The organism is Vibrio sp. D54, assembly GCF_021728075.1.
Lineage (GTDB): Bacteria > Pseudomonadota > Gammaproteobacteria > Enterobacterales > Vibrionaceae > Vibrio > Vibrio alginolyticus.
Genome location: NZ_JAKKCS010000005.1, coordinates 80,179 through 105,229 on the forward strand (window position 1 = coordinate 80,179; position 25,051 = coordinate 105,229).

21 protein-coding genes are annotated in these 25,051 nt (G+C 46.1%); 10 read left to right on the top strand and 11 right to left on the bottom strand.

The window, feature by feature from the left end:
- Nucleotides 1–277: 277 nt before the first annotated feature.
- From L3V37_RS08805 to hemN, 4 genes are all read left to right on the top strand, one after another.
- Complete coding sequence (locus tag L3V37_RS08805) at nt 278–916, top strand: class I SAM-dependent methyltransferase (protein ID WP_165401606.1); 639 nt, start codon at nt 278–280, stop codon at nt 914–916.
- Entirely contained in the window at nt 916–1,458 is a 543-nt protein-coding gene (yihI, locus tag L3V37_RS08810; protein WP_005379252.1) for a Der GTPase-activating protein YihI, read from the top strand. Before L3V37_RS08805 ends, yihI begins: the two co-directional genes overlap by 1 nt.
- A 7-nt stretch (nt 1,459–1,465) precedes the next feature.
- Entirely contained in the window at nt 1,466–1,954 is a 489-nt protein-coding gene (locus tag L3V37_RS08815; RefSeq protein WP_054579549.1) for a DUF2489 domain-containing protein, read from the top strand.
- Between the two features lie 184 nt (nt 1,955–2,138).
- Nucleotides 2,139–3,530, top strand: a complete 1,392-nt coding sequence (gene hemN / locus L3V37_RS08820) for an oxygen-independent coproporphyrinogen III oxidase (protein ID WP_237306172.1) — start codon at nt 2,139–2,141, stop codon at nt 3,528–3,530.
- Nucleotides 3,531–3,599: 69 nt separating this feature from the next.
- Here the strand turns inward: hemN and add are convergent, their stop codons facing one another.
- From add to glnA, 6 genes are all read right to left on the bottom strand, one after another.
- Entirely contained in the window at nt 3,600–4,604 is a 1,005-nt protein-coding gene (gene add / locus L3V37_RS08825) for an adenosine deaminase (protein ID WP_237306173.1), read from the bottom strand.
- 147 nt (nt 4,605–4,751) lie between these two features.
- Complete coding sequence (locus tag L3V37_RS08830) at nt 4,752–7,298, bottom strand: EAL domain-containing protein (RefSeq protein WP_104979920.1); 2,547 nt, start codon at nt 7,296–7,298, stop codon at nt 4,752–4,754.
- A 102-nt stretch (nt 7,299–7,400) separates the two neighbouring features.
- On the bottom strand, nt 7,401–8,804 hold the full coding sequence (gene glnG / locus L3V37_RS08835) for a nitrogen regulation protein NR(I) (protein WP_005379267.1): 1,404 nt from the start codon (nt 8,802–8,804) through the stop codon (nt 7,401–7,403).
- A gap of 57 nt (nt 8,805–8,861) precedes the next feature.
- Nucleotides 8,862–9,908 carry a nitrogen regulation protein NR(II) gene (glnL, locus tag L3V37_RS08840; protein WP_130544868.1) on the bottom strand — a complete coding sequence of 349 codons (1,047 nt, stop codon included), beginning with the start codon at nt 9,906–9,908 and terminating at the stop codon, nt 8,862–8,864.
- Between the two features lie 132 nt (nt 9,909–10,040).
- Entirely contained in the window at nt 10,041–10,622 is a 582-nt protein-coding gene (locus L3V37_RS08845; protein ID WP_130544867.1) for a DUF4124 domain-containing protein, read from the bottom strand.
- A gap of 195 nt (nt 10,623–10,817) precedes the next feature.
- Nucleotides 10,818–12,227: a glutamate--ammonia ligase gene (gene glnA / locus L3V37_RS08850; protein ID WP_005379275.1), complete on the bottom strand. Its 1,410-nt coding sequence runs from the start codon at nt 12,225–12,227 to the stop codon at nt 10,818–10,820.
- A 530-nt stretch (nt 12,228–12,757) separates the two neighbouring features.
- On the opposite strand from glnA, the gene typA reads away from it, so the two are divergent.
- On the top strand, nt 12,758–14,587 hold the full coding sequence (typA, locus tag L3V37_RS08855) for a translational GTPase TypA (protein ID WP_005379276.1): 1,830 nt from the start codon (nt 12,758–12,760) through the stop codon (nt 14,585–14,587).
- Between the two features lie 72 nt (nt 14,588–14,659).
- Nucleotides 14,660–15,202, top strand: a complete 543-nt coding sequence (locus L3V37_RS08860) for an AAA family ATPase (protein WP_237306174.1) — start codon at nt 14,660–14,662, stop codon at nt 15,200–15,202.
- A gap of 31 nt (nt 15,203–15,233) precedes the next feature.
- On the opposite strand, the gene L3V37_RS08865 is transcribed toward L3V37_RS08860, so the two are convergent.
- Nucleotides 15,234–15,875 (bottom strand): DUF2959 domain-containing protein, encoded by a 642-nt coding sequence (locus L3V37_RS08865; protein ID WP_005382972.1) that lies wholly within the window; start codon nt 15,873–15,875, stop codon nt 15,234–15,236.
- A 34-nt stretch (nt 15,876–15,909) separates the two neighbouring features.
- Between L3V37_RS08865 and L3V37_RS08870 the strand changes: the two genes are divergently transcribed.
- The 3 genes from L3V37_RS08870 (at nt 15,910) to L3V37_RS08880 (ending at nt 18,284) form a co-directional block, all read left to right on the top strand.
- A complete protein-coding gene (locus L3V37_RS08870; RefSeq protein ID WP_005379281.1) occupies nt 15,910–16,854 on the top strand; it encodes a virulence factor BrkB family protein in 945 nt (314 codons plus the stop codon).
- Nucleotides 16,826–17,260 (top strand): D-aminoacyl-tRNA deacylase, encoded by a 435-nt coding sequence (gene dtd / locus L3V37_RS08875; protein ID WP_005379282.1) that lies wholly within the window; start codon nt 16,826–16,828, stop codon nt 17,258–17,260. The genes L3V37_RS08870 and dtd overlap by 29 nt, the downstream gene beginning before the upstream one ends.
- A 106-nt stretch (nt 17,261–17,366) precedes the next feature.
- Nucleotides 17,367–18,284, top strand: a complete 918-nt coding sequence (locus tag L3V37_RS08880; RefSeq protein WP_005379283.1) for a bifunctional GNAT family N-acetyltransferase/hotdog fold thioesterase — start codon at nt 17,367–17,369, stop codon at nt 18,282–18,284.
- Here the strand turns inward: L3V37_RS08880 and L3V37_RS08885 are convergent.
- From L3V37_RS08885 to hslR, 4 genes are all read right to left on the bottom strand, one after another.
- Nucleotides 18,270–20,387: an AsmA family protein gene (locus L3V37_RS08885; RefSeq protein WP_237306175.1), complete on the bottom strand. Its 2,118-nt coding sequence runs from the start codon at nt 20,385–20,387 to the stop codon at nt 18,270–18,272. The two genes, L3V37_RS08880 and L3V37_RS08885, sit on opposite strands and share 15 nt — an antisense overlap.
- A gap of 190 nt (nt 20,388–20,577) precedes the next feature.
- Nucleotides 20,578–22,206: a phosphoenolpyruvate carboxykinase (ATP) gene (gene pckA, locus L3V37_RS08890; protein ID WP_237306176.1), complete on the bottom strand. Its 1,629-nt coding sequence runs from the start codon at nt 22,204–22,206 to the stop codon at nt 20,578–20,580.
- 336 nt (nt 22,207–22,542) lie between these two features.
- Nucleotides 22,543–23,418 (bottom strand): Hsp33 family molecular chaperone HslO, encoded by an 876-nt coding sequence (hslO, locus tag L3V37_RS08895; RefSeq protein WP_031780788.1) that lies wholly within the window; start codon nt 23,416–23,418, stop codon nt 22,543–22,545.
- Nucleotides 23,419–23,449: 31 nt separating this feature from the next.
- Complete coding sequence (hslR, locus tag L3V37_RS08900) at nt 23,450–23,836, bottom strand: ribosome-associated heat shock protein Hsp15 (protein WP_005379292.1); 387 nt, start codon at nt 23,834–23,836, stop codon at nt 23,450–23,452.
- Between the two features lie 253 nt (nt 23,837–24,089).
- On the opposite strand from hslR, the gene gspC reads away from it, so the two are divergent.
- On the top strand, nt 24,090–25,016 hold the full coding sequence (gspC, locus tag L3V37_RS08905; protein ID WP_237306177.1) for a type II secretion system protein GspC: 927 nt from the start codon (nt 24,090–24,092) through the stop codon (nt 25,014–25,016).
- Nucleotides 25,017–25,051: the final 35 nt, after the last annotated feature.

A 25,051-nucleotide genomic window follows, 5' to 3' on the forward strand; every position in this document is an offset into this window, starting at 1 on the left:
AGGGAAAGCTCTAAAAACAAAGGGATCATTGGTGCACCAAATGTGTGCAACACAGTTTCGCCAATTGATGGCACTTAGAAAGCGACAGTCTGACTGTCGCTTTTTTTATATCCGTTGACTTGCTCAGTCGTAACTTGAATTGAGATTACTGCACTTATTTAGCTTTATAGGTTGTAAACAAAGTTTTTTAATAAAAATTGCTGAAAAAATACTCAACAACACTCCAATCCGAGTTCACTTTCTGGTATGTTTCGCATCCCTGTTTGAGGAAGTCAGCATGCATACCTGTCCTTTATGCCAAAATCAGCGCACTCACCATTATTTTGAAGATAAGCGTCGTGAATATCTTCAATGTGAGCAGTGCAGCTTGGTATTCGTAAATCCAGGCCAACGTTTGGATGCGGAAAGCGAAAAAGCTCACTATGATTTGCATGAGAACAACCCCGATGATTTGGGTTACCGACGCTTTTTGTCGCGTATTGCTGACCCGATCACAGAGCGAATTTCTCCACAATCAAATGGTATCGACTTTGGTTGTGGTCCTGGCCCAACGCTCTCCTTGATGCTGGAAGAGGCGGGGCACAACATGGCGTTGTACGATCTCTACTACCACCCTGATACGTCGGTTTTAGAAAAAACGTACGACTTCATGACAGCAACAGAGGTGATAGAGCACCTCTACCACCCAGATTTGGTGTGGAAGCAATGGTTGAATTTAGTTAAGCCAGGGGGCTGGATAGGCCTGATGACGAAAATGGTCATCGACGTGGAGGCTTTCAAATCATGGCATTATAAGAACGATCTCACTCACGTAGTGTTCTTTAGTCGTGACACGTTCCAGTTCCTAGCAGAGCGGGATAAGCTCGAACTCGAATTTATTGGTAATGATGTAATTTTACTGAGGAAACCCCAGTAATGAGCCGTAGTAAAAAATCTAGAAAACCGGGTGCCGCTGGTGCACCTGAGTTTGTTGTAACTCGTAACCGTACAGAATCTGATGTGGAAGGCCGCTTACGCAAGCGTGCTAAAAAGCGTAAAGGTCTGAAAACGGGTAACCGTAACTCAGAAGTTAACGAGCAGAAAAAGCAAGCTGCTGCACAAAATCGCGACCCGCGCTTAGGCAGCAAAAAGAAAATACCTCTGATTGTTGAACCTGCGAAGAAAATGACGAAGCAAGAGCGTCGTTTGTCGGCAGAGCAAGAACTAGAGATGCTAGAAAATGACGCGCAATTGAACGTGTTGCTAGACCGTATTGAAGCGGGTGAAAACCTGGGCACAGGTCTACAGAAATTCGTCGATGAGAAACTCGATCGCATTGAGAAGCTAATGGACCAACTAGGTTTGTTGGAACCTGAAGAAGAGGAAGACTTCACTGCACCTGCTGAGAAAAGCACGCGCAACGATGATGACTTGCTGGCAGATTTCGACGACATTAATTTCGACGACTATAAAGGATAATTAAGCTATGAATGTAACCTTATTAGCTATTGCTGGTGTTGTGATTATCATCGCACTCGCTTCTTATGCAGGTTACCTTCTGCTTCAATTGAAAAAGCAAAAGGAATTGCAGCTGAAGCATCAAAAATTGGCGATAGACAAACGTAACGCCAACATTTTTGAGAATGTGCATACCTTGTGTCAGGCGGGCATTCAAGGCCAGTGCGATTTATCTGAAATCAGTATCCGTGTGTATAACATCATGGATTATGTACAAGGTGAAGACCGCGTTGATTTCGATAAAACGTACCCTGCGATTTCTGAGCTTTACCACATCGTGAAAGATATGGCGCGTGGCGAAGAACGCCAAAAACTTGCCAAGAAAGAGCGTATGCAACAGAACTTGACGCGTCATAAAGCGGAAAGCCGCCTCACTGATGCGATTATTGAGGAGCTCAAAGTGTTGCAGAAAAACGTCCAGCCACTGAATAATCAAATCAATATTCAGATGATTTAAGCGCGACCCTCAATAGTCTCCTTATGGCTAATGGGGGTATCGTGATCACGCTAGCACTTCTTTAGTTTTATACTTAAAAAGCCAGTCGGCGTTGCCACGCTTGTCATCGTCGTATGGCAAAATAGCGGCTCTGAATATCGGGTGACGGCTTTCGTTGCCCTAGCATTTAACGGAAAGTACCACCATGTCGAATCAACACACTGAATCGAAACAGCAAATCGTCTGGGATCAAGCGGTATTGGATAAGTACAACTATTCCGGGCCTCGTTATACGTCGTACCCAACGGCGCTGGAGTTTCATGAAGCGTTCACCATTTCTGATTATGATATGGCATGCACTCAATACCCAGAACGCCCATTATCGCTGTACGTACACATTCCGTTCTGTCACAAGCTTTGTTACTACTGTGGATGTAATAAAGTCATTACGCGCCACTCGCACAAAGCGGATGAATACCTCGACGTGCTTGAACACGAAATTCGTCAACGTGCTGCATTACTTGTGGGTCGCACCGTGACGCAATTGCATTTTGGTGGTGGTACACCGACGTTTCTCTCTGAAAAGCAAATCACGCGTGTAATGAGCCTGCTACGCCAAGAGTTTACTTTTAGCAGCGATGCTGAAATCAGTATCGAGGTTGACCCGCGTGAAATCGAGCTGACCATGCTGGATCATCTGCGTAGTGAAGGCTTCAATCGCTTGAGCATCGGTGTTCAGGACTTCAACAAAGAAGTGCAAAAGCTGGTGAATCGTGAGCAAGATGAAGAGTTCATCGTTGCGATGGTTGCGCGCGCAAAAGAGTTAGGCTTTCGTTCGACGAACCTAGATTTAATTTACGGTTTACCGAAGCAGACCAAAGAATCTTTTGCCAAGACTCTAGAACAAGTGCTAGAGATGCAGCCGGGCCGTCTATCCGTGTTTAACTACGCGCACATGCCACAGCTATTTGCAGCGCAGCGTAAGATTAAAGACGAAGACCTGCCAAAAGCAGAGGAGAAGATGGCGATTCTGCAAGACACCATCACGACACTGACTGGTGCTGGCTACCAATTTATCGGTATGGACCACTTTGCTTTGCCGGACGATGAACTTGCTGTTGCCCAGCGCGAAGGTATTTTGCATCGCAATTTCCAAGGCTACACCACACAAGGTGAATGTGACTTGGTTGGCTTTGGTGTTTCTGCAATCTCGATGATCGGCGATGCTTACGCGCAAAACCAGAAAGAGCTGAAGAAATACTACGCTCAAGTCAACGAACTTCGTCACGCTCTATGGAAAGGGGTCTCGCTGGACTCCGATGATTTGCTCCGTCGTGAAGTGATTAAGCAGCTGATTTGTAACTTCAAGTTAGACAAGAAAGCCATTGAGTCTGAGTTTAAAGTGAGGTTTGAACAGTACTTTAAAGAAGATTTGCAGCTACTTCAGACCTTTATTAACGATGAGCTGGTGGAAGTGGATGATAATGAAATTCGTGTGACGCTGCGAGGTCGTTTGTTGATCCGTAATATTTGTATGAGCTTCGATAAATACCTACGAGCAAAGGCACGTCAGCAACAGTTCTCTCGTGTTATTTAATCAGAGATACAGATTCAAGATATAAAAAATGCCAGCAGATGCTGGCATTTTTTTATGTTTTCGCTGGATTTAAGCGCGATCTTTTACTTTTTCTCTCAGTTCCGATTTTTCTGCTTCTGAAAGGAACGCAATCTCAAGGCCATTGATTTGCGCTTGGCGAATCTGGTCTTGGCTCAGGCCAGCGGCTGGTGCCGCTACTTCGTATTCGTATGGCAGTTCGATACCTTCAACCGCTGGATCGTCAGTGTTCAAACACGCAAGAACGCCATGCTCTAGGAACTGCTTGAGAGGGTGGTTTTCTAGCGTTTCTACCGTACTTGTTTGGTAGTTTGACGTCAGGCAAGATTCAATACCAATGCGGTTTTCTGCTAGGTAATCCATCAGTTTTGGATCGTGAATCGCTTTTACGCCGTGACCGATACGAGTTGCGCCCAGCTCATTGATTGCTTGCCACATGCTCTCTGCACCTGCTGCTTCACCAGCATGGACCGTTACCCCAAGGCCAGCATCGCGTACTTGCTTGAAGTGAGACACAAAGCGATCACCTGGTTGGCCTAGCTCGTCACCCGCAAGGTCGACGGCAACGATGTGATCTTTCTGGCTCAGAATGCCGTCCAGTTCTTGTTGACATGCGTCAGTGCCAAATGTGCGACTCATGATACCGATCAGGTTGGCTTTCACGCCAAAATCGCGCATACCCGCTTGCACACCGTCCACGACGGCTTCAACAACCCCCTCTACTGGTAGTTTGTGTTTCATCGCCATGTAGTAAGGAGAGAAACGCAGCTCTGCGTAATCGATTTGTGCATTTAGCGCGTCTTCTACGTTTTCATACGCGACACGACGACACGCATCTAGGTCGCCCAGTACCGCAACACCCCAGTCGAGCTTAGAAAGGAAAGCAACAAGAGAGGGTTCCGCTTCGACAATTTGAACGTGAGGAGTGAGAGACTCAATATCGTACGCTGGTAGGGCAATGCCAAACTTTTGGCCTAGCTCAAGAATCGTTTTAGTACGAATGTTACCGTCGAGGTGACGGTGCAAATCAGTAAGAGGAAGGTTCTTCGTTATCATTTTGTCGATCCGGATAGTTATGAACTGGAACAGGGCCCAAACATCATCTGTGACAATACATGGGTAAGATTTGCAGTTAAGTATAAATAACAGTTGGGTAGATTGTCAGTAGAGGATGACTAGGAAATCAACGATTCTCGCTCTTTTCTACTTCATGTTCACCAAATGTGTTGGCCATTCTTCTAGTGGCATAGGGCGGCTGTAATAGAAGCCTTGCACCTGGTTACAGCCTAAAGAGCGCAGTAATTGTGCTTGATTGCTATCCTCGACACCTTCCGCGACGACATTAGTTTTGAGACCTGCTGTGATATTGATGACGGCAGCGACGACTGAACTGTTTAAGTTTTCTTGTGTGAGTTGATTGATGAAGGTGCGATCAATCTTCAAGCAGGTAAACGGCAGAGAGTGGAGGTAACCCAGTGATGAGTAGCCGGTGCCAAAGTCATCTATCGCGATACCAATACCCATTTCACGCAGTTTAGTCATATTTTCTAGTGTGGTCGGTGCGCTATCAATGATACGTGATTCTGTGATCTCTAGTGTGAGGTTACTTGCTGGTAATTTCGTGATATCCAATACGCTTGTCACCGTATCAACAAAACTTGGGCAGGATAGTTGATTAACAGAGATATTCACATGCAGTTGGAAGTCCGACGGCCACTGTTTGCTTTCGATCGCTTGGTAAGTGTCGCGACAAGCTTGTAACAGAATCTGTTGGCCGATGGCTTTGATCATGCCGCTTTCTTCCGCGATTGGGATAAAATCTAATGGTGACACCATACCTGAGTCGCTATGCCAACGCGCCAGTGCTTCGGCGCCACACACTGTGCCACTGACGAGATCCACAATCGGTTGGTAATGAGGAATAAACTCTCGGTTTTCAATGCCAGTTTGGATCTTGGTCAGCATTTGCGTACGAAACTTTGAAGCGCTCGCTAGTTCTGGGCTGTAGTGACAAACACCAGTCAGTGAGTCTTGTTTAGCGTAACTTAATGCGATGCTGGCGTTGCGTAACCATAAAGGCATGGTTTCGTTTGGCTGGGTTTGTACAATACCAAGTGAAATCTTCATCACTACATTCTCGCCTTCCACCATAAATGGGGTGGAAAAGAGTTGCTGTAATCGACGCTCGGTTTGTTTAATTTTGGTTTCAGTGTCGACATTTGAGAGAAACACCGCGAACTCATCACCACCAATCCGAGCCAATAATGCGTTGTCACGAAACTGCTGTTTTAACCTTTCAGCGATGCTGACCAACAGCTGGTCGCCGTTGTGATGACCCACACTGTCGTTGATATCTCTAAATTTGTTGATACCAAGTAAAAATAAACTGCCGTGACAAAGATCAGACTGATTTTCACAGATTTCGACCAAACCCTGACGGCTATATAAGCGTGTCAGAGAGTCATAAACCAACTGTTCACGCAATGCTTTGAATGAAGCTCTTAGATTGTTCGCCATTTCATTAAAAGCATGAACCAGTACGGTTGTCTCATACACATAACCAGGCTTTGGCATGCCGCTATCCCAATCCCCATTTGCCAGGTGCTGAGCGGCGGCGGCCGTCGCGTTAATTGGTCTGGTAACTCGGTTGAAAATGATCCAACTGATGGCGATCCCAAATAGGCTTACAATAATGCCAACGAGCCAACTCTCTTGCTGGCTTTTCGGTAACAGGCCGAGAAGCTCGGACTCCGAAATGGAGGTGCCAATAAACCATGTTAAGCCATCTTGGTCTCGATACGGGGTTAGCCGACTGAAAATACGTTGGCCATCATGTTCAAATGAAAAAGTATAAGGTTGCTTGGTGTTGTTGAGATCGAAAGACCGGACGCGGCTCGCACTGATTTTGATGATCGGGTCTGCGTTTTCAGCGGCAAGCAAACGCTGCCCTTTATCCGAAAATTTTGTGCCCCATGAGATGACGCTTCCCGGGCCTGAGTGAGCGATTAAACGATGATCTGGGTCCATGATGTAGACCGACGCTTTAGTGTTGTATTTTAACTCGCGCAGGAACTCGTTGAATGTATTGATACGAATGTCTGTCACCAAAACACCAGCAAATTGGTCGTGTTTGTACACCGGCGTCATGGCTGATAGCGTAATATCCTGGCGTTCATCAGCGTTGGTATAAATTTCAGACCAAGTGGCGTTTTGGCTCTCTGCAACGGGCTTATACCATGGGCGAGTGCGAGGATCGTATTGGGAGATAACCGTTCGAATGTTGTTACTCACATGGTTGGTTCCATAAATAACCAGATCACCATCGGTGTAGCGATCTTGCACCATTAAGGTGTAATCGTCAGAAAGCTCGCGGCGAAAGCCTGCAAAGTCGCCGTTTTCTGAACCAAATGCGATTACATCCAACTGCGGTATCGATTGGTAAAGATTTTTGAATGCACTCAGCAGGTAGTTTTGAATGTCTGAGGTATCGTGAGGGCGATAAAGGTTGTGATAGCTGACGTTGTGCGCGAGAGCCATAACCGCAGTAAAAGGCTTACGTAGATAGCTATTGAGGTGGTCGTGGACACTTTCGGTTAACACGGAAAGTTGCTTGTCACTGATATCCGTGACCACTTCTTCGTAACTTTGTTTTTGGACGTAGACAATGACACCGATCGCCAGTAAGAAGATCATGACAAATGGAATCAAAACAGCAGTACGCAGTGTAATTTGAGTCGTAGCAGTAGACATCGCCTAATCACATAGATGGTGGTGCGCCACAATTGTACTGATGTTTTTATTAATATCGAGTGACAAACGACGCTCGTTGTTAACGCACCACGTAAGTGATTGTCAGTACAATTCTTTTAATTTTCTGGTGAGTGTATTTCGCCCCCAGCCTAATACTTTAGCGGCATCTTGCTTATGACCTTTAGTGTGCTCTAAGGCTGCTTCTAATAAAATGCGTTCAAATTCTGGTAAAGCGTAAGAAAGCAGTTCTTTATCTCCTGCTGCGAGTGAATGCCGTGCCCAATCCGCTAATTGTTCTTGCCAACTACCATGTGCAGAGTCTGAAATGGATTTTTTCTCTTCGAGTAGTTCGCTTGGCAAGTCATTTGGTAACACTTCGCTACCACTGGCCATAACGGTTAACCAACGGCAAATATTCTCTAATTGACGCACGTTGCCAGGCCAATCAAGGCGGTTAAGAATCTCTACGGTTGACGGGTGGAGAGTTTTTGTTTCCACACCAAGCTCATCAGCCGCACGGATAAGAAAATGCTGTGTAAGCTTTTCAATGTCTTGCTTACGCTCACGCAGTGCCGGGATCTGCACGCGAATCACGTTTAAGCGATGAAAGAGGTCCTCACGGAAGTCACCTTCGTGAACCAGCTTTTCTAAGTTCTGGTGTGTTGCCGCGACAATTCGTACATCGACACTGATCGGAGAGTGACCGCCCACTCGATAAAACTGCCCGTCAGCTAGAACGCGTAGTAAACGAGTTTGAATGTCTAATGGCATGTCGCCGATTTCGTCTAAAAATAGAGTGCCGCCATTGGCTTGTTCGAATCGTCCTTGACGAACATTGTTTGCTCCCGTAAACGCGCCTTTTTCGTGGCCAAACAGTTCTGATTCAATCAAGTCTTTGGGAATCGCCGCCATATTGAGCGCAATGAAAGGTTTGTTAGCACGTGGACTGTGACGGTGCAGTGCATGAGCAACGAGTTCTTTACCCGTGCCCGATTCACCGTTAATCAAAACTGAAATAGAGGAGCGAGAAAGACGACCAATGGCGCGAAACACCTCTTGCATCGCTGGTGCTTCACCGATAATTTCAGGCGTTTCTGCTGGAATGTCTTCTGGAGAGAGCTGCTCGCGTTTGTTTTCGTGGCTGTGTGCAATGGCTCGCTCAACCAGAGTTAAGGTTTCATCAATATCAAAAGGTTTTGGTAAATATTCAAAAGCACCTTTTTGGTACGCATTCACTGCCGCATCTAAATCTGAGTGTGCGGTCATGATAATCACGGGAAGGTCTGGGTAATCGCGCTGTACTTGTTTTAGTAGCTCCAACCCATCAATACCTGGCATGCGAATGTCTGATACTAGAACATCCGGCACTTCGCGTTCGAGCGCCATTAACACGCTTTCCCCATCGGCATAGGTTTCACATTTGATGTTGGCAGAGGAGAGCGTTTTCTCCATTACCCAGCGAATTGAACTGTCGTCATCAACGACCCAAACATATCCTTTACTCATGTAGTAATCCTTGCAGCAAACCGAAAAACTGACGCGACTTGAAGTCCATTAGCGCAATCAGATCGGCAGATAAATAGTAAATGTTGTGTGACCAGGCCAGCTTTCTACGTCTATTTTTCCATTGTGCTGGTCGATCAAATTTTGCGAAATAGATAGCCCTAATCCAGTTCCTCCCTCGCGGCCACTGACCATGGGATAGAACAGCGTGTCTTGTAGTTCTGGTGGAATACCTGGGCCGTTGTCTGTGATTTCGACACGAGCAGCGAGTTTACAGCGTTTGCCGTGAATATTGGCTTGGTGCACCGTTCTGGTGCGAATGGTGATTTTCCCGTGTTCTTGATGGCTAAGAATTTGTGCGGCGTTGCTGACGATATTAAGCATTGCCTGTTCGATTTGGTCTGTATCCATCAAAATCTCTGGCAAGCTTGGGTCATAATCTCGTTCAATGACGATTGAGCGTTGTGACTCTAATTCAACCAGTTGGCGAACCTTTTCAAGAATTTGGTGCAGATTCTCTTGTGTCTTCTTACCTGGCTTCTGCGGTCCTAGTAATCGATCCACGAGCGCCCTTAAACGGTCTGCTTGCTCAATGATGATGTGTGTATATTCGGTGAGAGAGGGCTCTGGCAGCATTTTTTCTAACAATTGCGCCGCACCGCGTAAGCCGCCAAGCGGATTTTTGATCTCATGTGCAAGCCCTCGGACTAACAGCTTCGCCGCTTGTTGTTGGGCGTGTTGGTTCAGTTCTTGAGAGAGTCGGCGCTGCTGATCAATTTTGCGCATCTCGACCAGAAGCATTAACTGCTTTTGCCAAGTGATAGGGCTAACCGTCACCTCTAGCATTAAAGGGCGGCCATCAACAACGAAAGTGACGTCACTGTCGGTGATGCTTTGGCCACTTTGCAACGGTTGAGTGAGCAGCGCGAGATCCAGCGACGCATGCTGAATCAATTGAGAAAGTGATTGTTCAATAATTCGTTTGGCGCTTTGAGAAAACAGCAATTCGGCAGCCGGATTGGCATAACGGATGGCCAATCCATCATCAAGAATCAGCGTTGCTGTCACCATATTGTTGAGAATGGCACTAGGAAGACTGGTATCCACATTACGTCCTTGTTTTGCTTTAAGATTGTGCAATGCACAATAATGGTGCAATTGAACGTTAAGTATGGCGAATAAATCTTAGAAGAAAAAGTGAAAAGCATCGCTGTGATGTGATTTTTTTCACCAGATATTCTATTTTGCCCCTTTTACGGTCGGCTTAACACTTGCTCTATGTAAATGCACCGTTATAGGGCTAGTAGATGCAATAAGCTTGCCGCTTCTTTTCGCGTGCACAGCAAGTGTGTGAGTGCCTCGGTCAATATTGTTTAGCTGCCACACTATATGGTTTTGTGGTGCACCATAAGGTTTTCCATCGAGTAACAATTGCAATTGCTCACCGATACCAAGCTTGCGATTGGTTTCTAATTGAATATTGATGATGCCTCGATTGCTGCGGATGGTCTCGTTGTGCTTGGGAGTCAGCATCGAGAGTTGTAATGGGAGAGGCTTCTCGGTTGTTTTATCTGGCTTGTTTTGTGATGCAGTAGATGGCGTAGTCTGAGGTGCGAGCGATTCAGTACTTTCTACCTCAGGAGCTGGTGCGCTGGCTTCAAGGTTTGGCAGTGCGATCGCTTTTGCTCCTTTGTTTGGCGTATCACTAAAGTGAACCACGCCATTTTCATCTACCCACGTATACGCGACCTGCGCGAAGGCGATAGAGGCGATTAACAATCCGCTGAGTGCACACAGTGATGGAATAAGCTGAACTTTCATTGCTCACCTTCTCTTGTTCGATGATTTCACGTTTCAATGGCTTAGCTCTTTGACCTGTAAGGAAAAATTCTAAGCGTATTTTTATTATCCCCTCATGTTAAACGTCGAAGCTTGAGTGGCGAATACAAAAAAGGCCCGCCTGCGAGGCGAGCCTAATATTTTATTGCTGTGTTTACATTTTACACAGTGTCGACCTTACACAGAGTAGTAAAGTTCGAACTCAACAGGGTGAGTTGTCATGTTCACACGCTCTACGTCCTGAGACTTAAGGTCGATGTACGAATCGATGAAGTCGTCAGAGAATACGCCGCCCGCTGTTAAGAACTCACGATCAGCATCTAGCTCTGCTAGCGCGTCTTTTAGTGAGTATGCAACAGTTGGGATTTCTGCTGCTTCTTCAGCTGGAAGATCGTAAAGGTCTTTATCCATCGCTTCGCCTGGGTGGATCTTATTCTTGATACCGTCAAGACCAGCCATAAGCATTGCTGCGAAACATAGGTATGGGTTCGCCGCTGGGTCACCGAAACGAACTTCGATACGACGTGCTTTCGGGCTTGGTACCACTGGGATACGGATTGAAGCAGAGCGGTTACGCGCTGAGTAAGCTAGCATTACTGGTGCTTCGAAGCCTGGTACAAGACGTTTGTACGAGTTTGTTGATGGGTTAGCGAATGCGTTGATTGCACGAGCGTGTTTGATGATACCACCGATGTAGTAAAGCGCCATTTCAGATAGACCGCCGTACTTGTCACCAGCAAATAGGTTTACGCCATCTTTTGCTAGAGACTGGTGAACGTGCATACCGCTGCCGTTGTCGCCAACAAGTGGTTTAGGCATAAACGTCGCTGTTTTACCAAACGCGTGAGCAACGTTGTGTACAACGTACTTGTAGATTTGGATTTCGTCAGCTTTGGTTGTTAGCGTGTTGAAACGAGTTGCGATTTCGTTTTGACCCGCCGTTGCCACTTCGTGGTGGTGCGCTTCAACAACAAGACCCATTTCTTCCATTACTAGACACATAGCAGAACGGATGTCTTGAGATGAATCTACTGGAGCTACTGGGAAGTAACCACCTTTAACGCCTGGACGGTGACCTTTGTTACCTTCTTCGTAGTCAGAACCTGTGTTCCATGCCGCTTCTACGTCGTCGATCTTGAAGAAAGAGCCTGACATGTCTGTCGAGAACTTCACGTCATCAAATAGGAAGAATTCTGGCTCAGGACCGATAAGTACAGTATCTGCAACACCTGTAGAACGCATGAAGTCTTCAGCGCGTTTTGCGATAGAGCGTGGGTCACGGTCGTAGCCTTGCATTGTTGCAGGCTCTAAGATGTCACAACGGATATTTAGTGTTGCGTCTTCCGTGAATGGGTCAAGCACAGCAGAAGATGCGTCAGGCATCATTACCATGTCTGATTCGTTGATACCTTTCCAGCCAGCAACTGATGAACCATCGAACATTTTACCTTCTTCGAAGAAGTCTGCGTCGATTTGGTGAGCAGGGATCGAAATGTGCTGCTCTTTACCTTTTGTATCAGTGAAGCGTAGGTCAACAAACTTAACTTCGTTTTCTTGGATCAGCGATAGAACGTTTTCTACTGACATCTTGGATAACCTCCAGTGTTAATAAGCGGTAAAAGCTCGATTTATGAATTATTCATGAAACCTGGCATTGATTAATCAATTTGACTTTTCATTAATCGATGCTGTTTTAACTAAAGCCAAAACCGTGCCAAAAAAAATATTCCATTAATTTCAAGCAATTGTGTTTTTGAATGCTAGTTTGGTGCACTTGCTTGCACCAAAATGATCTTTGCTTGCACTATTATGGTGCCAAAAATCATTGTTGCACCATAATGTGACAGGTACATTGCGTATTCAGCCCAGTTTTTGAGCAAGAGTCAATTTGAATTATGCATCGATTAGAATAAAGTTGCGTTTAATCAATTCGTTCTGAGGAAGAAAATGGGCATTAAGCGTAAAAATCGCAGAAATGCTCGGGAGTAGATCACATATTTCTAGGCTTTTTGCTAAAATCTGGTACATTATGGCCGTTTTTTTAATCAGCAAATGTCGCCAGAGAGCACCCGTTCTCAGCGTGGGGGCATTTCATCTATCTAAGTGAATCAATATCCATGGCTACTCCACAGATTGATAAATTAAGAAATATCGCGATCATCGCGCACGTTGACCACGGTAAAACCACGTTGGTTGACAAGCTGCTACAACAATCAGGCACGCTTGAGTCTCGCGGTGAAGCTGAAGAGCGAGTCATGGACTCGAACGACATCGAGAAAGAGCGCGGTATTACCATTCTTGCTAAAAACACAGCAATCGACTGGAACGATTACCGTATCAACATCGTAGATACTCCGGGACACGCGGACTTCGGTGGTGAAGTTGAGCGTATCATGTCGATGGTAGACTCTGTACTACTTATCGTTGACGCAGTTGATGGTCCAATGCCTCAAACGCGTTTCGTAACACAAAAAGCGTTTGCTCACGGTTTAAAACCAATCGTTGTAATCAACAAGATTGACCGCCCTGGCGCACGTCCTGATTGGGTTATGGACCAAGTGTTCGACCTGTTCGACAACCTAGGTGCAACTGATGACCAGCTAGACTTTAAAGTAGTTTACGCATCAGCACTTAACGGTTGGGCTTCTCTAGAAGAAGGCGAAACTGGCGAGAACATGGAACCACTATTCCAAACTATCGTTGATGTTGTTGACGCGCCAAATGTTGACCTTGATGGTCCACTACAGATGCAAGTTTCTCAGCTAGACTACAGCTCTTACGTTGGTGTTATCGGCGTGGCTCGCGTAACTCGTGGTAGCGTTAAACCAAACCAGCAGGTAACCATTATTGGTGCTGACGGTAAAACTCGCAACGGTAAAGTGGGTACAGTAATGGGCTACCTTGGCCTAGAGCGTCACGAAGTGGAACAAGCTAACGCGGGTGATATCATCGCAATCACTGGTCTTGGCGAGCTGAAAATTTCTGACACTATCTGTGCACAAAACGCAGTAGAAGCATTACCACCATTGTCTGTTGATGAACCAACAGTAACGATGACATTCCAAGTAAACACGTCTCCATTCGCGGGTAAAGAAGGTAAGTTCGTAACGTCACGTAACATCCTTGAGCGTCTTGAGAAGGAATTGGTACACAACGTTGCACTACGCGTTGAGCAAACAGACGATCCAGATAAATTCCGCGTATCAGGTCGTGGTGAACTTCACCTTTCTATCCTGATCGAAAACATGCGTCGTGAAGGCTTCGAGCTAGCAGTATCTCGTCCAGAAGTAATCATCAAAGAAGAAGATGGTCAGTTGATGGAACCGTTCGAAACGGTAACGATCGACGTAATGGAAGAGCACCAAGGCGGCATCATGGAGAACATCGGCCTACGTAAAGGTGAGCTGAAAGACATGTCTCCAGACGGTAAAGGTCGTGTGCGTATGGACTTCGTTATGCCATCACGTGGTCTGATCGGTTTCCAAACGGAATTCATGACACTGACTTCAGGTTCAGGTCTTCTTTACCATACGTTTGATCACTACGGCCCTCACAAAGGCGGTAACATCGGTCAACGTGTAAACGGTGTACTAATCGCGAACGCGATGGGTAAAGCGCTAACTAACGCACTGTTCAACCTTCAAGAGCGTGGTCGTCTATTTATCGGTCACGGTGTTGAAGTTTACGAAGGTATGGTTATCGGTATTCACAGCCGTGACAACGACCTAACGGTAAACGCACTGAAAGGTAAGCAGCTAACCAACGTTCGTGCATCAGGTACAGATGACGCACAGGTTCTTACTCCGCCAATCAAGATGACTCTTGAGCAAGCACTAGAATTCATCGATGACGACGAGCTAGTAGAAGTAACGCCTGAAAGCATCCGTATCCGTAAGAAGTTCCTAACGGAAAGCGACCGTAAGCGTGCTTCTCGTGGCGCGAAATAATTTTCGTTAAGCGATTCAATTAAGAAGAAGCCTCGAGTTATGCTCGGGGCTTTTTGTTTTCTGGAGTTGAATATGAACCCGATTATTATCACCGGTGGGCCTGGTGCGGGAAAAACAACACTGCTGAATGCGCTAGACGCGTGTGGTTACGCCACGTTTCCTGAAGGGTCTCGCGACTTGATTGAGCAGCAAAGCCAGTTAGAAAATGGTATTTTGCCGTGGACGAATTTACCTGAGTTTGCCAAGTTATGCCTTGGGTTGATGGACAAACAAAAGAGTGATGCGCGTTGTCATGATTTTGCGTTTGTTGATCGCGCCATCCCCGACATCATTGCATACCTGCAAGTGGGCGGCTGTAAGGTTGACCAAGCTTTCTTAACCGAAAGTGCTGGGTACCATAGTCAGGTGTTTACTTGTCGACCTGAAGCATCCATTTACGTACAAGATGAAGTGCGTCCGCACAGCTTTGAAGAAGCATTGGAGATTCATCAGTCGTTAGTGAGTGTCTATACTGAGTTGGGTTATGAAGTGATAGAAGTACCATGGGGAACTGTGCCAGAGAGAGTAGGCTTTGTTCGAAGAGTCATCGGTTTACTCGGTAAGGTCGCCGACTAAAACCTCCTCGCTAGGAGGAGGTCTGAATCATTTACTTTTGATTGAGCTTTTGTAGGAATTTATCGGACTCTGCAATCGCTTCGTTCATTTGTTTGATCGCAAACTGAATGTCCTTCTCTAAGCTAGAGAACTCACCTTGCAAAGAACCAATCGCACTGGCGTTAAGGTTGTGTTTTAAGTACAACGTGTTGTCACGCAGCGTGTCCAGTACCGGTGTCATCTTTTTCTCTGCACGCTTCATAGCGCTAAGCATGGTTTTGTACGAGGCTTTGGTTTCACGTAGCTTTTGCTCGCTTGAACGACGCAGTTTCGCACTCGAGTACAGCTCTAGCTCATCTTGCCACTCATCAAACAGTGCGCCGGATACGTCTTCAATCGCAGCAATACGGTCACGTACGTCTTGAGCCGCTTTTTCGCTATCTTCGTATTTGTCATTGATGTTGTTGTAGACATTTTCTAGCTCACCACCATCAAAGTTGGTGATCGCAGATAAGGCTTCAAGTGCACTGGTGAATTCTTCTTGTGCATCTTGTTGAGATTCTTTGGCATCTTCGACGCGGTCGACCATAATATCTCGTTTATGATACCCAACCTGCTCCATTGCTGAGTAATAAGCAGATTGACACCCTGTTAAAGTGAAAATTGATAGTACAATTGCTAATAAATAAGGCATTCTTATGTCCTCGGCGCTAATTATGGGATGAACTATGAACCAGTTATCAGAGAGTTACAAGGCGAGATTAATCAATCTACTGCCAAGTTGCGTCGCGTTTTTTAAGTATCTTCTTAAGCGATTAACGCATGACCGTGTGAATGTGAACGCGGGCTATCTTGCCTACATTACCTTGTTATCCATCGTGCCAATGCTGACGGTATTGTTATCAATATTGTCGAAATTTCCCGTTTTTGCGAACGTTGGTGAGGTGCTGCAAGGCTACATTATTGAGAATTTTGTGCCAGCTTCTGGAGAAGCTGTACATACGGCATTACAGGAATTTGTGGCGAATACGGGCAAAATGAGCGCGGTTGGCGGTGGGTTTTTATTCATCGCAGCGGTCATGCTGATTTCCAACATTGATAAGAACTTAAACTACATTTGGCGAGTTAAAGACAAGCGCCGTTTAGTCTTTTCATTCTCTATGTATTGGATGGTACTCACGTTAGGGCCGATCATGGTCGGTGCGAGTATTGCGGCGACGTCGTACGTGACTTCGCTGCAAATTTTAGAGAACGAGACATTATCTGGTGCGTTTAATTTATTTCTGCGTTGGCTACCGTTGTTGCTGTCCTTTTTTGCTTTTCTTGGCTTGTATATTCTAGTGCCGAATAAAAAAGTACACCTCGCTCATGGTGCCATGGGGGCAGCAGTCGCCGCGATACTGTTCGAGTTGAGTAAAAAAGGCTTTGCGCTTTACATCACTCAGTTTCCGTCTTATCAGCTCATTTACGGCGCGTTAGCGGCGATTCCTATCTTATTTGTTTGGGTGTATTTATGCTGGATGATCGTGTTATTGGGGGCGGAAGTTACGGCTGCGCTTGGTGAGCGAGAGCACTGGAGTGAAGATTTAGACATGATACACTCGACCGCTGAATCTCAGTTAACAGATGAAGGAAGCGAGAGTAGTGATAGCGCTAATTCAACGAGTCAGTGAAGCAGCCGTCCGTGTGGATGGTGAAGTCGTAGGAGAAATTGATCGTGGTCTGCTGGTCTTATTGGGCGTAGAGAAGGACGACGATGAAGCTAAAGCAAAGCGTTTAATGGAGCGTGTTACAACCTACCGTGTGTTCGAAGATGACGAAGGCAAGATGAACCTGAACGTTAAACAGGTGGAAGGAAAAGTGCTGGTGGTTTCTCAATTTACGCTGCCAGCGGATACAAAAAAAGGCACGCGAGCTGGCTTTTCTCGCGGTGCGCATCCTGTGGATGCAGAGCGCTTGTATGATTACTTTTCTGACTTGTGTGAAGAAGTTTTACCCACACAGCGTGGCCGCTTCGCTGCCGATATGAAAGTGTCCTTGGTGAATGACGGTCCAGTAACGTTTTGGTTGCAGGTCTAATCTGGTAACACAGGCGCCATAGTCTAAGCTTTAACTCCAAGCTCATGGAATTGGCTTGGAGTAATTTTTCCGACACTGATTAGTGTTGTGCTTTCAAAGGATTGATATGTTCAAACTCATTACTCCCAAAACCGATAATCAGATAAACAAGTATTATCAGTTTCGCTGGCAACTGCTTCGTGAGCCATGGCGTATGCCGATCGGCTCAGAGCGCGATGAATACGACGAAATGAGTCATCACCGCATGATTGTTGATGGTCGAGGTCGTCCTATGGCGATTGGCCGTTTATACATTACGCCGGACAATGATGGCCAGATCCGCTATATGGCGGTTAAAAATAATCGCCGTAGCAAAGGGATGGGTTCGCTGGTTTTGGTTGCACTAGAGTCGTTAGCACGCCAAGAAGGAGCGAAACGCTTGGTGTGTAATGCCCGTGAAGATGCCATCGCCTTTTATGAAAAAAATGGCTTTGAGCGTCGAGGTGAGCTGACCGATGAGCGTGGCCCTGTGCGCCATCAGCAAATGGTGAAGCAACTGGATCCGATGGCCAATGTGTTACGTCGCCCTGAATGGTGTACTGAGCTTCAACAGCGCTGGGAGCAACAAATCCCAATTAGCGACAAAATGGGGATCAAAATTAACCAGTACACGGGTTACCAGTTTGAATGCTGTGCGCAGCTTAATCCTAACCTTAATCCGCATAACACCATGTTCGCCGGGTCAGCTTTTACCTTAGCAACCTTGACAGGGTGGGGGATGACGTGGCTGCTGCTTAAAGAGCGTGGGTTGCACGGTGATATTGTGTTGGCCGACAGCTCGATTCGCTATCGTCAACCAGTCGAACAAAACCCCGTGGCGAGTACTTCGTTGGATGGGATCAGTGGTGACCTAGACCGATTGGAGTCGGGACGCAAAGCACGCATCGTTATTCACGTAGTGATTTATAGTGGTGACACGCCAGCTGTTGATTTTGTCGGTACCTATATGCTGATACCGAACTACTCGCAGTTACTCAGTTGCTGATGGGGTAAGCGCCGACTGACCTGCTGGGCGCTTATCTGTTTCACCTTCTTGCTCTGTCGGTGAGAGGGTTTGTTCTGCTGCGGAATTCGTGTCGGGTACTTCATCTTCTTCGATAACTTCTTCGTAAAGCTCTTCCTCTTGAGTCTCCAAATTGATGTTATCAATTACGATTGGCTGCTCGATGGAAGGTTCATTTTTCTGTGGAGTCTCAATATCAGTAGGCTCGGCCAGTTTTGATGCGTTCACGCACTCATTACGGTGGGTTTCGCCACTTAGTAGATCGCCTTCAATGTTTCCGCACGACTCTTCCAATTGATAAGTAATGCCACTTAGCGGGTTGTTGGCCATATCAAATGTTCCCCAAACCTTACCACTTATGGCTTTTCCTGAGATGGTGACCGGCTTTATGGCAACTTCCCCTCGTTGCGCGCTTAAACGCAGTGGACTTAAGGTAATGGCTTTGAGCGAATGATCCGCTTGGGACTTCAAGCGGGTATCTCGGAGATTGGCTTCCACTTCACCCGATAAGCTGTAGGCCAGCATGTTGCGATCACCTGATAACCCTTGTAGATCGAGGCTGAGATCGGAAAAACCATCAATAGCCAGTGTGTCGGGTAAAAAATAATCGTGGAAGAGCGATAAGGGAATACCATCAGCATTGACGTTGAGCGCCCAAGGTTGGCTCGGGGTACTCAAATCTATTTGTCCGATGCCTTCTACGTAGCCTTGCTCGAGTGGCGCAAAAAGGCGAGTCAATTGCCAAAAGCCATCTTTGCTTTGCATGGCAAGTGCTGCGTGAGACGTGAGTATTTGGTCATAGCTGGCGTTGACAACGCTGACTTCCAATTCGCCTTGCCAAAGGCCCCAACGTTGAGCCGACTGTTTAATATCAAGCTGTTGCCCTTCGATATTTAAACCGGAAAGTTGCCAATAAGGTTCGTGAGATAGCTGGATAATTTGGCTGCGCTCAATGTCGAGTCGTTCGATTGCAACATGCTCTAACTCGCTGGTGGCGGCGTGCCACCAATTTAGGTTGTCTTCTGGCTGTGTTGCCCACTTGAGGCCTTGAATAGAGGCTTCTTTGAGCTTCCATTGTGTTGGCGTGAACAATCCAGAAACTTGCACTCGACCTTGCTGCCAATCTAAGCTGAGCTCGTTGAGCTGGATTACTCCTGGCTCGATAGCGGCACTCAAACGTGGCTCTATTGCGGTTTGCTGCTGGAATCGAACGCTATCCGCCTGCAATGACACTTGAGCTTTTGTCTTCCAGAGAGACAGTGGCAGTGTGGCGTTTTCCACAGAAAGATCCAAGTTCTGCCAGTGCCAGTCGCCCCATTCAATATCGGCGTTAAGCAAATCTAAGCTATTAATATGATTAATGTTAAATGGTAGATCGTGCCAAGGTTTTGCAAGCAGTGATTGGCGCTGCGTATTACTCAGTTTCAGCTTGTTGATGGTCACATTTACTAAAGACCAGCCTTGAGGATACTGCTCCCCTTGCCCAGATATTTGACTGTTACGCCAGTTAAAAGAGGTGCCATAAAGCGTACTGTCTTGCGGTTTGTAGTCTATATCGACTAAGACTTGATTAAAGGCTTCGCCATTCCAATAGAGTTGGTCGGCCGCAAGTTGAACTTCGCCATATGGTATTAATTGATCATTCCATTGTGGTGATTGAATTTGAAGATCAATGCCATTGGCAGAGAAATGCTCGTCGGCGTAATCAATATTTTTGAGCGCGATTTGATGGAATAATACGTTCTCTAAAGCTGGGAGCTTTGGTGCGCCATACTGCAAGCTCATACCATCAATCAATAAACTATCAACGATCCATTTACCATCGCGATAAACATCGGGATTCATCCATAAATCGACTTGCTCGATGTAAGACGCATCGTCTCCGCTGGTGTTCACGCGTTGTAAAGTTAGGTGATAGGGAAAGTCATAACGCACGCTTCCGGCCCGGAAGGGAAGAGAAAAGGTGTTTGACAGCAAGCGCCAGGTTGCGTCCGCGTAAGATGTTGTTAGCAGCGCAATCGTAGCGGCCGGAATGGCAACTAAGATAACCAGTAACAGAAGTAGAACTCGACGCGCTGTTTTCATCTTTGCTAGAACCTACGTGTGTTATTAAATAAAACTAGATAGGCTTTAGCTTGTATCAATATTCTGTGGTATTCAATAAAAAGCCCCTCAAAAGAGGGGCTTGAAGCAATTTTTGTAACTTGTCCTACGTAAAGGTGATAAGTTAATGCCAACTTTTCACTGCGTTTACGCGACGTCGCTGTTACTCGATTTAATCAATCTGAGGACCAGCCGCAACCAGGGATTTACCTTCAGCGTTGTCTGTGTATTTATCAAAGTTATTGATAAAGCGCGCTGCTAAATCTTTCGCTTTGCTTTCCCACTGAAGTGGGTCAACGTACGTGTCGCGAGGGTCTAGAATGCTAGGATCCACACCTGGTAGTGAAGTCGGTACTTCAAGATTGAAGATAGGAATGTGCTTAGTTGATGCATCTTCAATCGAACCATCAAGAATCGCATCAATAATTCCGCGCGTATCTTGAATCGAGATACGTTTGCCAGTGCCGTTCCAACCTGTGTTCACTAGGTAAGCCTCAGCGCCTGCTGCTTCCATGCGTCTAACCAGTACTTCTGCGTATTTAGTTGGGTGAAGCGTTAGGAACGCCGCGCCGAAACAAGCAGAGAAAGTTGGTGTTGGCTCAGTAATACCGCGCTCTGTTCCCGCTAGTTTGGCGGTAAAGCCAGACAGGAAGTGGTACTTAGTTTGCTCGGGTGTCAATTTAGATACTGGAGGCAGTACGCCAAATGCATCGGCTGATAGGAAGATCACTTTATTCGCGTGACCGCCTTTTGATACTGGCTTAACGATATTATCGATATGGTAGATAGGGTAAGAAACACGTGTGTTTTCTGTTTTCGAACCATCATCAAAGTCGATAGAACCATCGCCACGTACTGTTACGTTTTCTAGCAGTGCATCACGACGAATTGCGTTGTAGATGTCCGGCTCCGCTTCTTTCGAAAGTTTGATGGTTTTTGCGTAACAACCACCTTCGAAGTTGAAGACACCGTCATCATCCCAGCCGTGCTCATCATCACCAATTAGCGCACGTTTAGGATCAGTCGACAGGGTCGTTTTACCCGTACCAGATAGACCGAAGAATACCGCTACATCGCCATCTTTGCCCATGTTAGCGCTACAGTGCATTGATGCGATGTCTTTTAGTGGAAGGAAGTAGTTCATCATCGCGAACATACCTTTCTTCATTTCACCACCGTACCAAGTACCACCGATAAGTTGCATACGCTCAGTTAGGTTAAATACGGTGAAGTTTTCTGAGTTCAGGCCTTGCTCTTCCCATTTTGGATTAGTGCATTTTGCGCCATTCATTACTACGAAGTCTGGTTCAAATGTCGCTAACTCTTCTTCCGTCGGGCGAATAAACATGTTTTTAACGAAGTGCGCTTGCCATGCGACTTCTGTGATAACACGAATGCTCAAACGTGTATCTGGGTTTGCACCACAGTAACCGTCAACAACAAACAAGCGTTTGTTAGAAAGCTGGTTTGTGACCAGTTCTTTTAGCTCGTCCCACACTTCAGGAGTGATTGGCTTGTTATCATTTTTCACTTGATCAGACGTCCACCACATATGTTCTTCTGTCGTAGCGTCTTTGACGATGTATTTATCTTTTGGTGAGCGACCAGTAAAGATGCCAGTGTCAACGGCAACCGCACCTAGTTCAGTAACCACGCCGCGCTCATAACCGGTTAGGTCTTCACGCGTTTCTTCCTCAAACAACATTTCGTAGCTTGGGTTGCGAATAACCTCTTTTACGTTATGCAGTCCGTGCTTGGTTAGATCAAGTGTTGCAGCCTTAGTATGTTCCATAACGGTCATAGGTGCTCCTTATAAGGATTTTGTAGGGATTTTGTAAGAATGTTTTAATTTTAATCTGCTCACCATGCTAGCAACGGGGCGGGGAGAAAACAGGGAGATAGCTCAAAATTTACCCATGATTTCAATAAGGTTTTAGGTAACCCGTCACATATTGGTGGGAATAGTCTATCGTGCACGCAATCCTTTGCGCTAGGGCAAAATCATTATTAATTGTTTAAAATTAAGCAGTTGTTTTATTACGCTTGAGGCTAGTTATTACGAGGGGTTGATCACAAAAAGGCCAGCATTAAGCTGGCCTTTTGTAGGGTAAATTACGTGCTTGATAAGCTATGTAAATTAATGCAGGGTTTTCTTGTCCGTAGAAGCTTGTGCATACAGTTCAGTGACTTCAGATTCGTCGAACGTATAAGTTGTGCCACAGTAATCACAATGTAAAGAAACTGATCCAACTTCTGCCAAAATGTCATAAATTTCAGCTTTCTCAACGGTGATGATTGCGGCACCGCTACGCTCACGAGAACAGCCACAATGGAACTCGACAGGTTGCGGCTCGTACAGACGTACTTTGTCTTGGTTATATAGTCGATACAATAACTCGTTCGCTTCTAAACCAAACAATTCTTCATCTTTTACTGTATCAGTGAGCTGCTCTAGATGTTCGAAATCATCTGGAGAGCCAGTGCCGTCAGGGATCACTTGAATCAACATACCTGCTGCGTGTGCTTTGCCCTCATGCTCACCAGTGCGGATCCATAGGCGCGTTTTTAACTGCTCTGAGTTTGCAAAGTAGCCTTCTAGCACTTCTGCTAAAGTGTCACCTTCTAATCCAACGACACCTTGGTAACGCTCGCCGTTTTTCGGTTCGATAGTGATCACAAGGTAGCCCTTACCCATTAGATCGTGAATGTTTGCGTCATCGGCAATATCGCCTTCCCAGCGAGCTACGCCACGAACACGTTGGTTATGGTCACCGTTGATAACGGCAAGAGACACAGGACCGTCGCCTTGTAGCTGGATGGTGATAGAACCTTCGAACTTAAGAGTGGCAGTTAAAAGAGTAGTTGAAACGAGTAGCTCACCCAGCAGTTTCTCTATTGCTGCCGGATATTCCTTGCTGGAGATAACACGTTGGTACGCTTCATCTAATTGTACCAACTCGCCACGTACTGAAAGATCTTCGAATAGGTAGCGGTTTAAAACATTATTTGCCATGGAGTGCGTTCCTCGTTGGTAATTCCGGCTTTTATTGGTGTTTGAACTTAATGATGTCTCGGCGCTGCTTTTTATCTGGGCGGCGTTCCGGACTTGGGTTGTGGGCATTAAGCTTACGTTGAGTCGCGTGTTCCTCACGTTTCGCTATACTTTCATTAGTTTCGCGATATAAGGTTTGTGCGATGGGAGCGCCTCGGCGTTGATCTGAGATTTGTTCGATGATCACGATTTTTTCTTCGTTGCCTTGACGAAGTCTTACTTCAGCGCCCACTTCAACGATTTTACTCGGCTTGCTTCGTTGGCCATTATAGTGGACTTTACCGCCATCGACCATGTTACGCGCGATGGAGCGGGTTTTGTAAAATCTTGCGGCCCATAGCCATTTATCTAGCCTAACGGCTTCATTTAGGGAACTCATAGAACACTACGCTATCTAATCACTGCCCGAATACGGCAATGAGTGATGGATTATTCACCTACAGATGGAGTCAAGGCGTATTTTTTTCAAGGGAGTTGGCAAAAACTGCATAAGAAAAAGGTATGAAAGACAACTTGTGATATAGTTCACTGCTCTTTGTTGAGTAATAATTTTATTGCAAATTTAGCAATTTAAAGTCGATAGCTATCGTTATAGCTTAAATGACGGACGTTAGAATAAAGGAATCCATTCAGTGAAACGTTTAGAGCTAAGTGCAGGATTATCAAGCAGACCGCTACTGGCTCAGATCAAGTCCAATCATTATACCATTCAAGCCAAACTTAGCTTGTTGCTTACCTGTCTGTTTATTGCGATAACCGGATGGATACTTGGCAAAATTGTGTGGTTAGCCATACCTCAATCGTCGGAAGTGCCGCAATGGCGTCCATCGGCGAGTAGCGTTACTGCGAGTAATAAAGGCGACGCGATAGATTTTAATGCCCTTCAGAATGCCAACCTATTCGGTAAATTCACTGAGCAAAAAGCGGCAGTTGTAGAACAGCCTATTGTTAAAGACGCCCCTAAGACGCGCCTTAACCTCACCCTAGTCGGTGCGGTTGCCAGCAGTGATGCCAATACCAGCCTTGCTGTTATTGCTAACCGAGGTAAGCAAGCTACGTACGGTTTGGGTGAAGAAATCGAAGGGACACGTGCGACGCTAAAAGCGGTATTGGTGGATCGCGTCATCATTGATAACCAAGGTCGAGACGAGACCTTAATGATGCAAGGTATAGAATATAAGAAGCTATCTGAATCGCCGCAGGTAGCTAGGGCGCAAGCTCAGCGAGCAGAAGCAGCGACGTCTGACGTTGGAGAGAAATTAGAGCAAATCCGCGAGGAAATTGCGAAAGATCCACAAAGCGTTTTTAAATACATCACCATTTCACCCGTCAAAAAAGACGGAGACATTGTTGGTTATCGAGTATCACCTGGTCGTGATGCCGCATTATTTAATGATGTAGGGCTACAACCTGGTGATATTGCGGTTCAACTGAACGGGATCGATTTAAGTGATCCGTCTTCTTCAGTACAACTGATGCAAGTGATGAGCGATCCGCAAGAATTAAATTTAACTGTTGAGCGAGAAGGCCAACAGTACGATATCTATATCCAATTGTAAGACTTAGGCAACCGGCGTAAGTTCAGGGAGACATA

Excerpts from the sequence above, each read along its gene's own strand:
- yihI (WP_005379252.1), top strand. The coding sequence starts at position 916 with ATGAGCCGTAGTAAAAAATCTAGAAAACCGGGTGCCGCTGGTGCACCT.
- L3V37_RS08860 (WP_237306174.1), top strand. The coding sequence starts at position 14,660 with ATGAACCCGATTATTATCACCGGTGGGCCTGGTGCGGGAAAAACAACA.
- L3V37_RS08830 (WP_104979920.1), bottom strand. The coding sequence starts at position 7,298 with ATGTCTACTGCTACGACTCAAATTACACTGCGTACTGCTGTTTTGATT.
- glnG (WP_005379267.1), bottom strand. The coding sequence starts at position 8,804 with ATGAGTAAAGGATATGTTTGGGTCGTTGATGACGACAGTTCAATTCGC.
- typA (WP_005379276.1), top strand. The coding sequence starts at position 12,758 with ATGGCTACTCCACAGATTGATAAATTAAGAAATATCGCGATCATCGCG.
- L3V37_RS08870 (WP_005379281.1), top strand. The coding sequence starts at position 15,910 with ATGAACCAGTTATCAGAGAGTTACAAGGCGAGATTAATCAATCTACTG.
- L3V37_RS08845 (WP_130544867.1), bottom strand. The coding sequence starts at position 10,622 with ATGAAAGTTCAGCTTATTCCATCACTGTGTGCACTCAGCGGATTGTTA.
- L3V37_RS08880 (WP_005379283.1), top strand. The coding sequence starts at position 17,367 with ATGTTCAAACTCATTACTCCCAAAACCGATAATCAGATAAACAAGTAT.
- pckA (WP_237306176.1), bottom strand. The coding sequence starts at position 22,206 with ATGACCGTTATGGAACATACTAAGGCTGCAACACTTGATCTAACCAAG.
- add (WP_237306173.1), bottom strand. The coding sequence starts at position 4,604 with ATGATAACGAAGAACCTTCCTCTTACTGATTTGCACCGTCACCTCGAC.
- hemN (WP_237306172.1), top strand. The coding sequence starts at position 2,139 with ATGTCGAATCAACACACTGAATCGAAACAGCAAATCGTCTGGGATCAA.
- L3V37_RS08885 (WP_237306175.1), bottom strand. The coding sequence starts at position 20,387 with ATGAAAACAGCGCGTCGAGTTCTACTTCTGTTACTGGTTATCTTAGTT.
- glnA (WP_005379275.1), bottom strand. The coding sequence starts at position 12,227 with ATGTCAGTAGAAAACGTTCTATCGCTGATCCAAGAAAACGAAGTTAAG.
- hslO (WP_031780788.1), bottom strand. The coding sequence starts at position 23,418 with ATGGCAAATAATGTTTTAAACCGCTACCTATTCGAAGATCTTTCAGTA.
- L3V37_RS08865 (WP_005382972.1), bottom strand. The coding sequence starts at position 15,875 with ATGCCTTATTTATTAGCAATTGTACTATCAATTTTCACTTTAACAGGG.
- hslR (WP_005379292.1), bottom strand. The coding sequence starts at position 23,836 with ATGAGTTCCCTAAATGAAGCCGTTAGGCTAGATAAATGGCTATGGGCC.
- L3V37_RS08815 (WP_054579549.1), top strand. The coding sequence starts at position 1,466 with ATGAATGTAACCTTATTAGCTATTGCTGGTGTTGTGATTATCATCGCA.
- L3V37_RS08805 (WP_165401606.1), top strand. The coding sequence starts at position 278 with ATGCATACCTGTCCTTTATGCCAAAATCAGCGCACTCACCATTATTTT.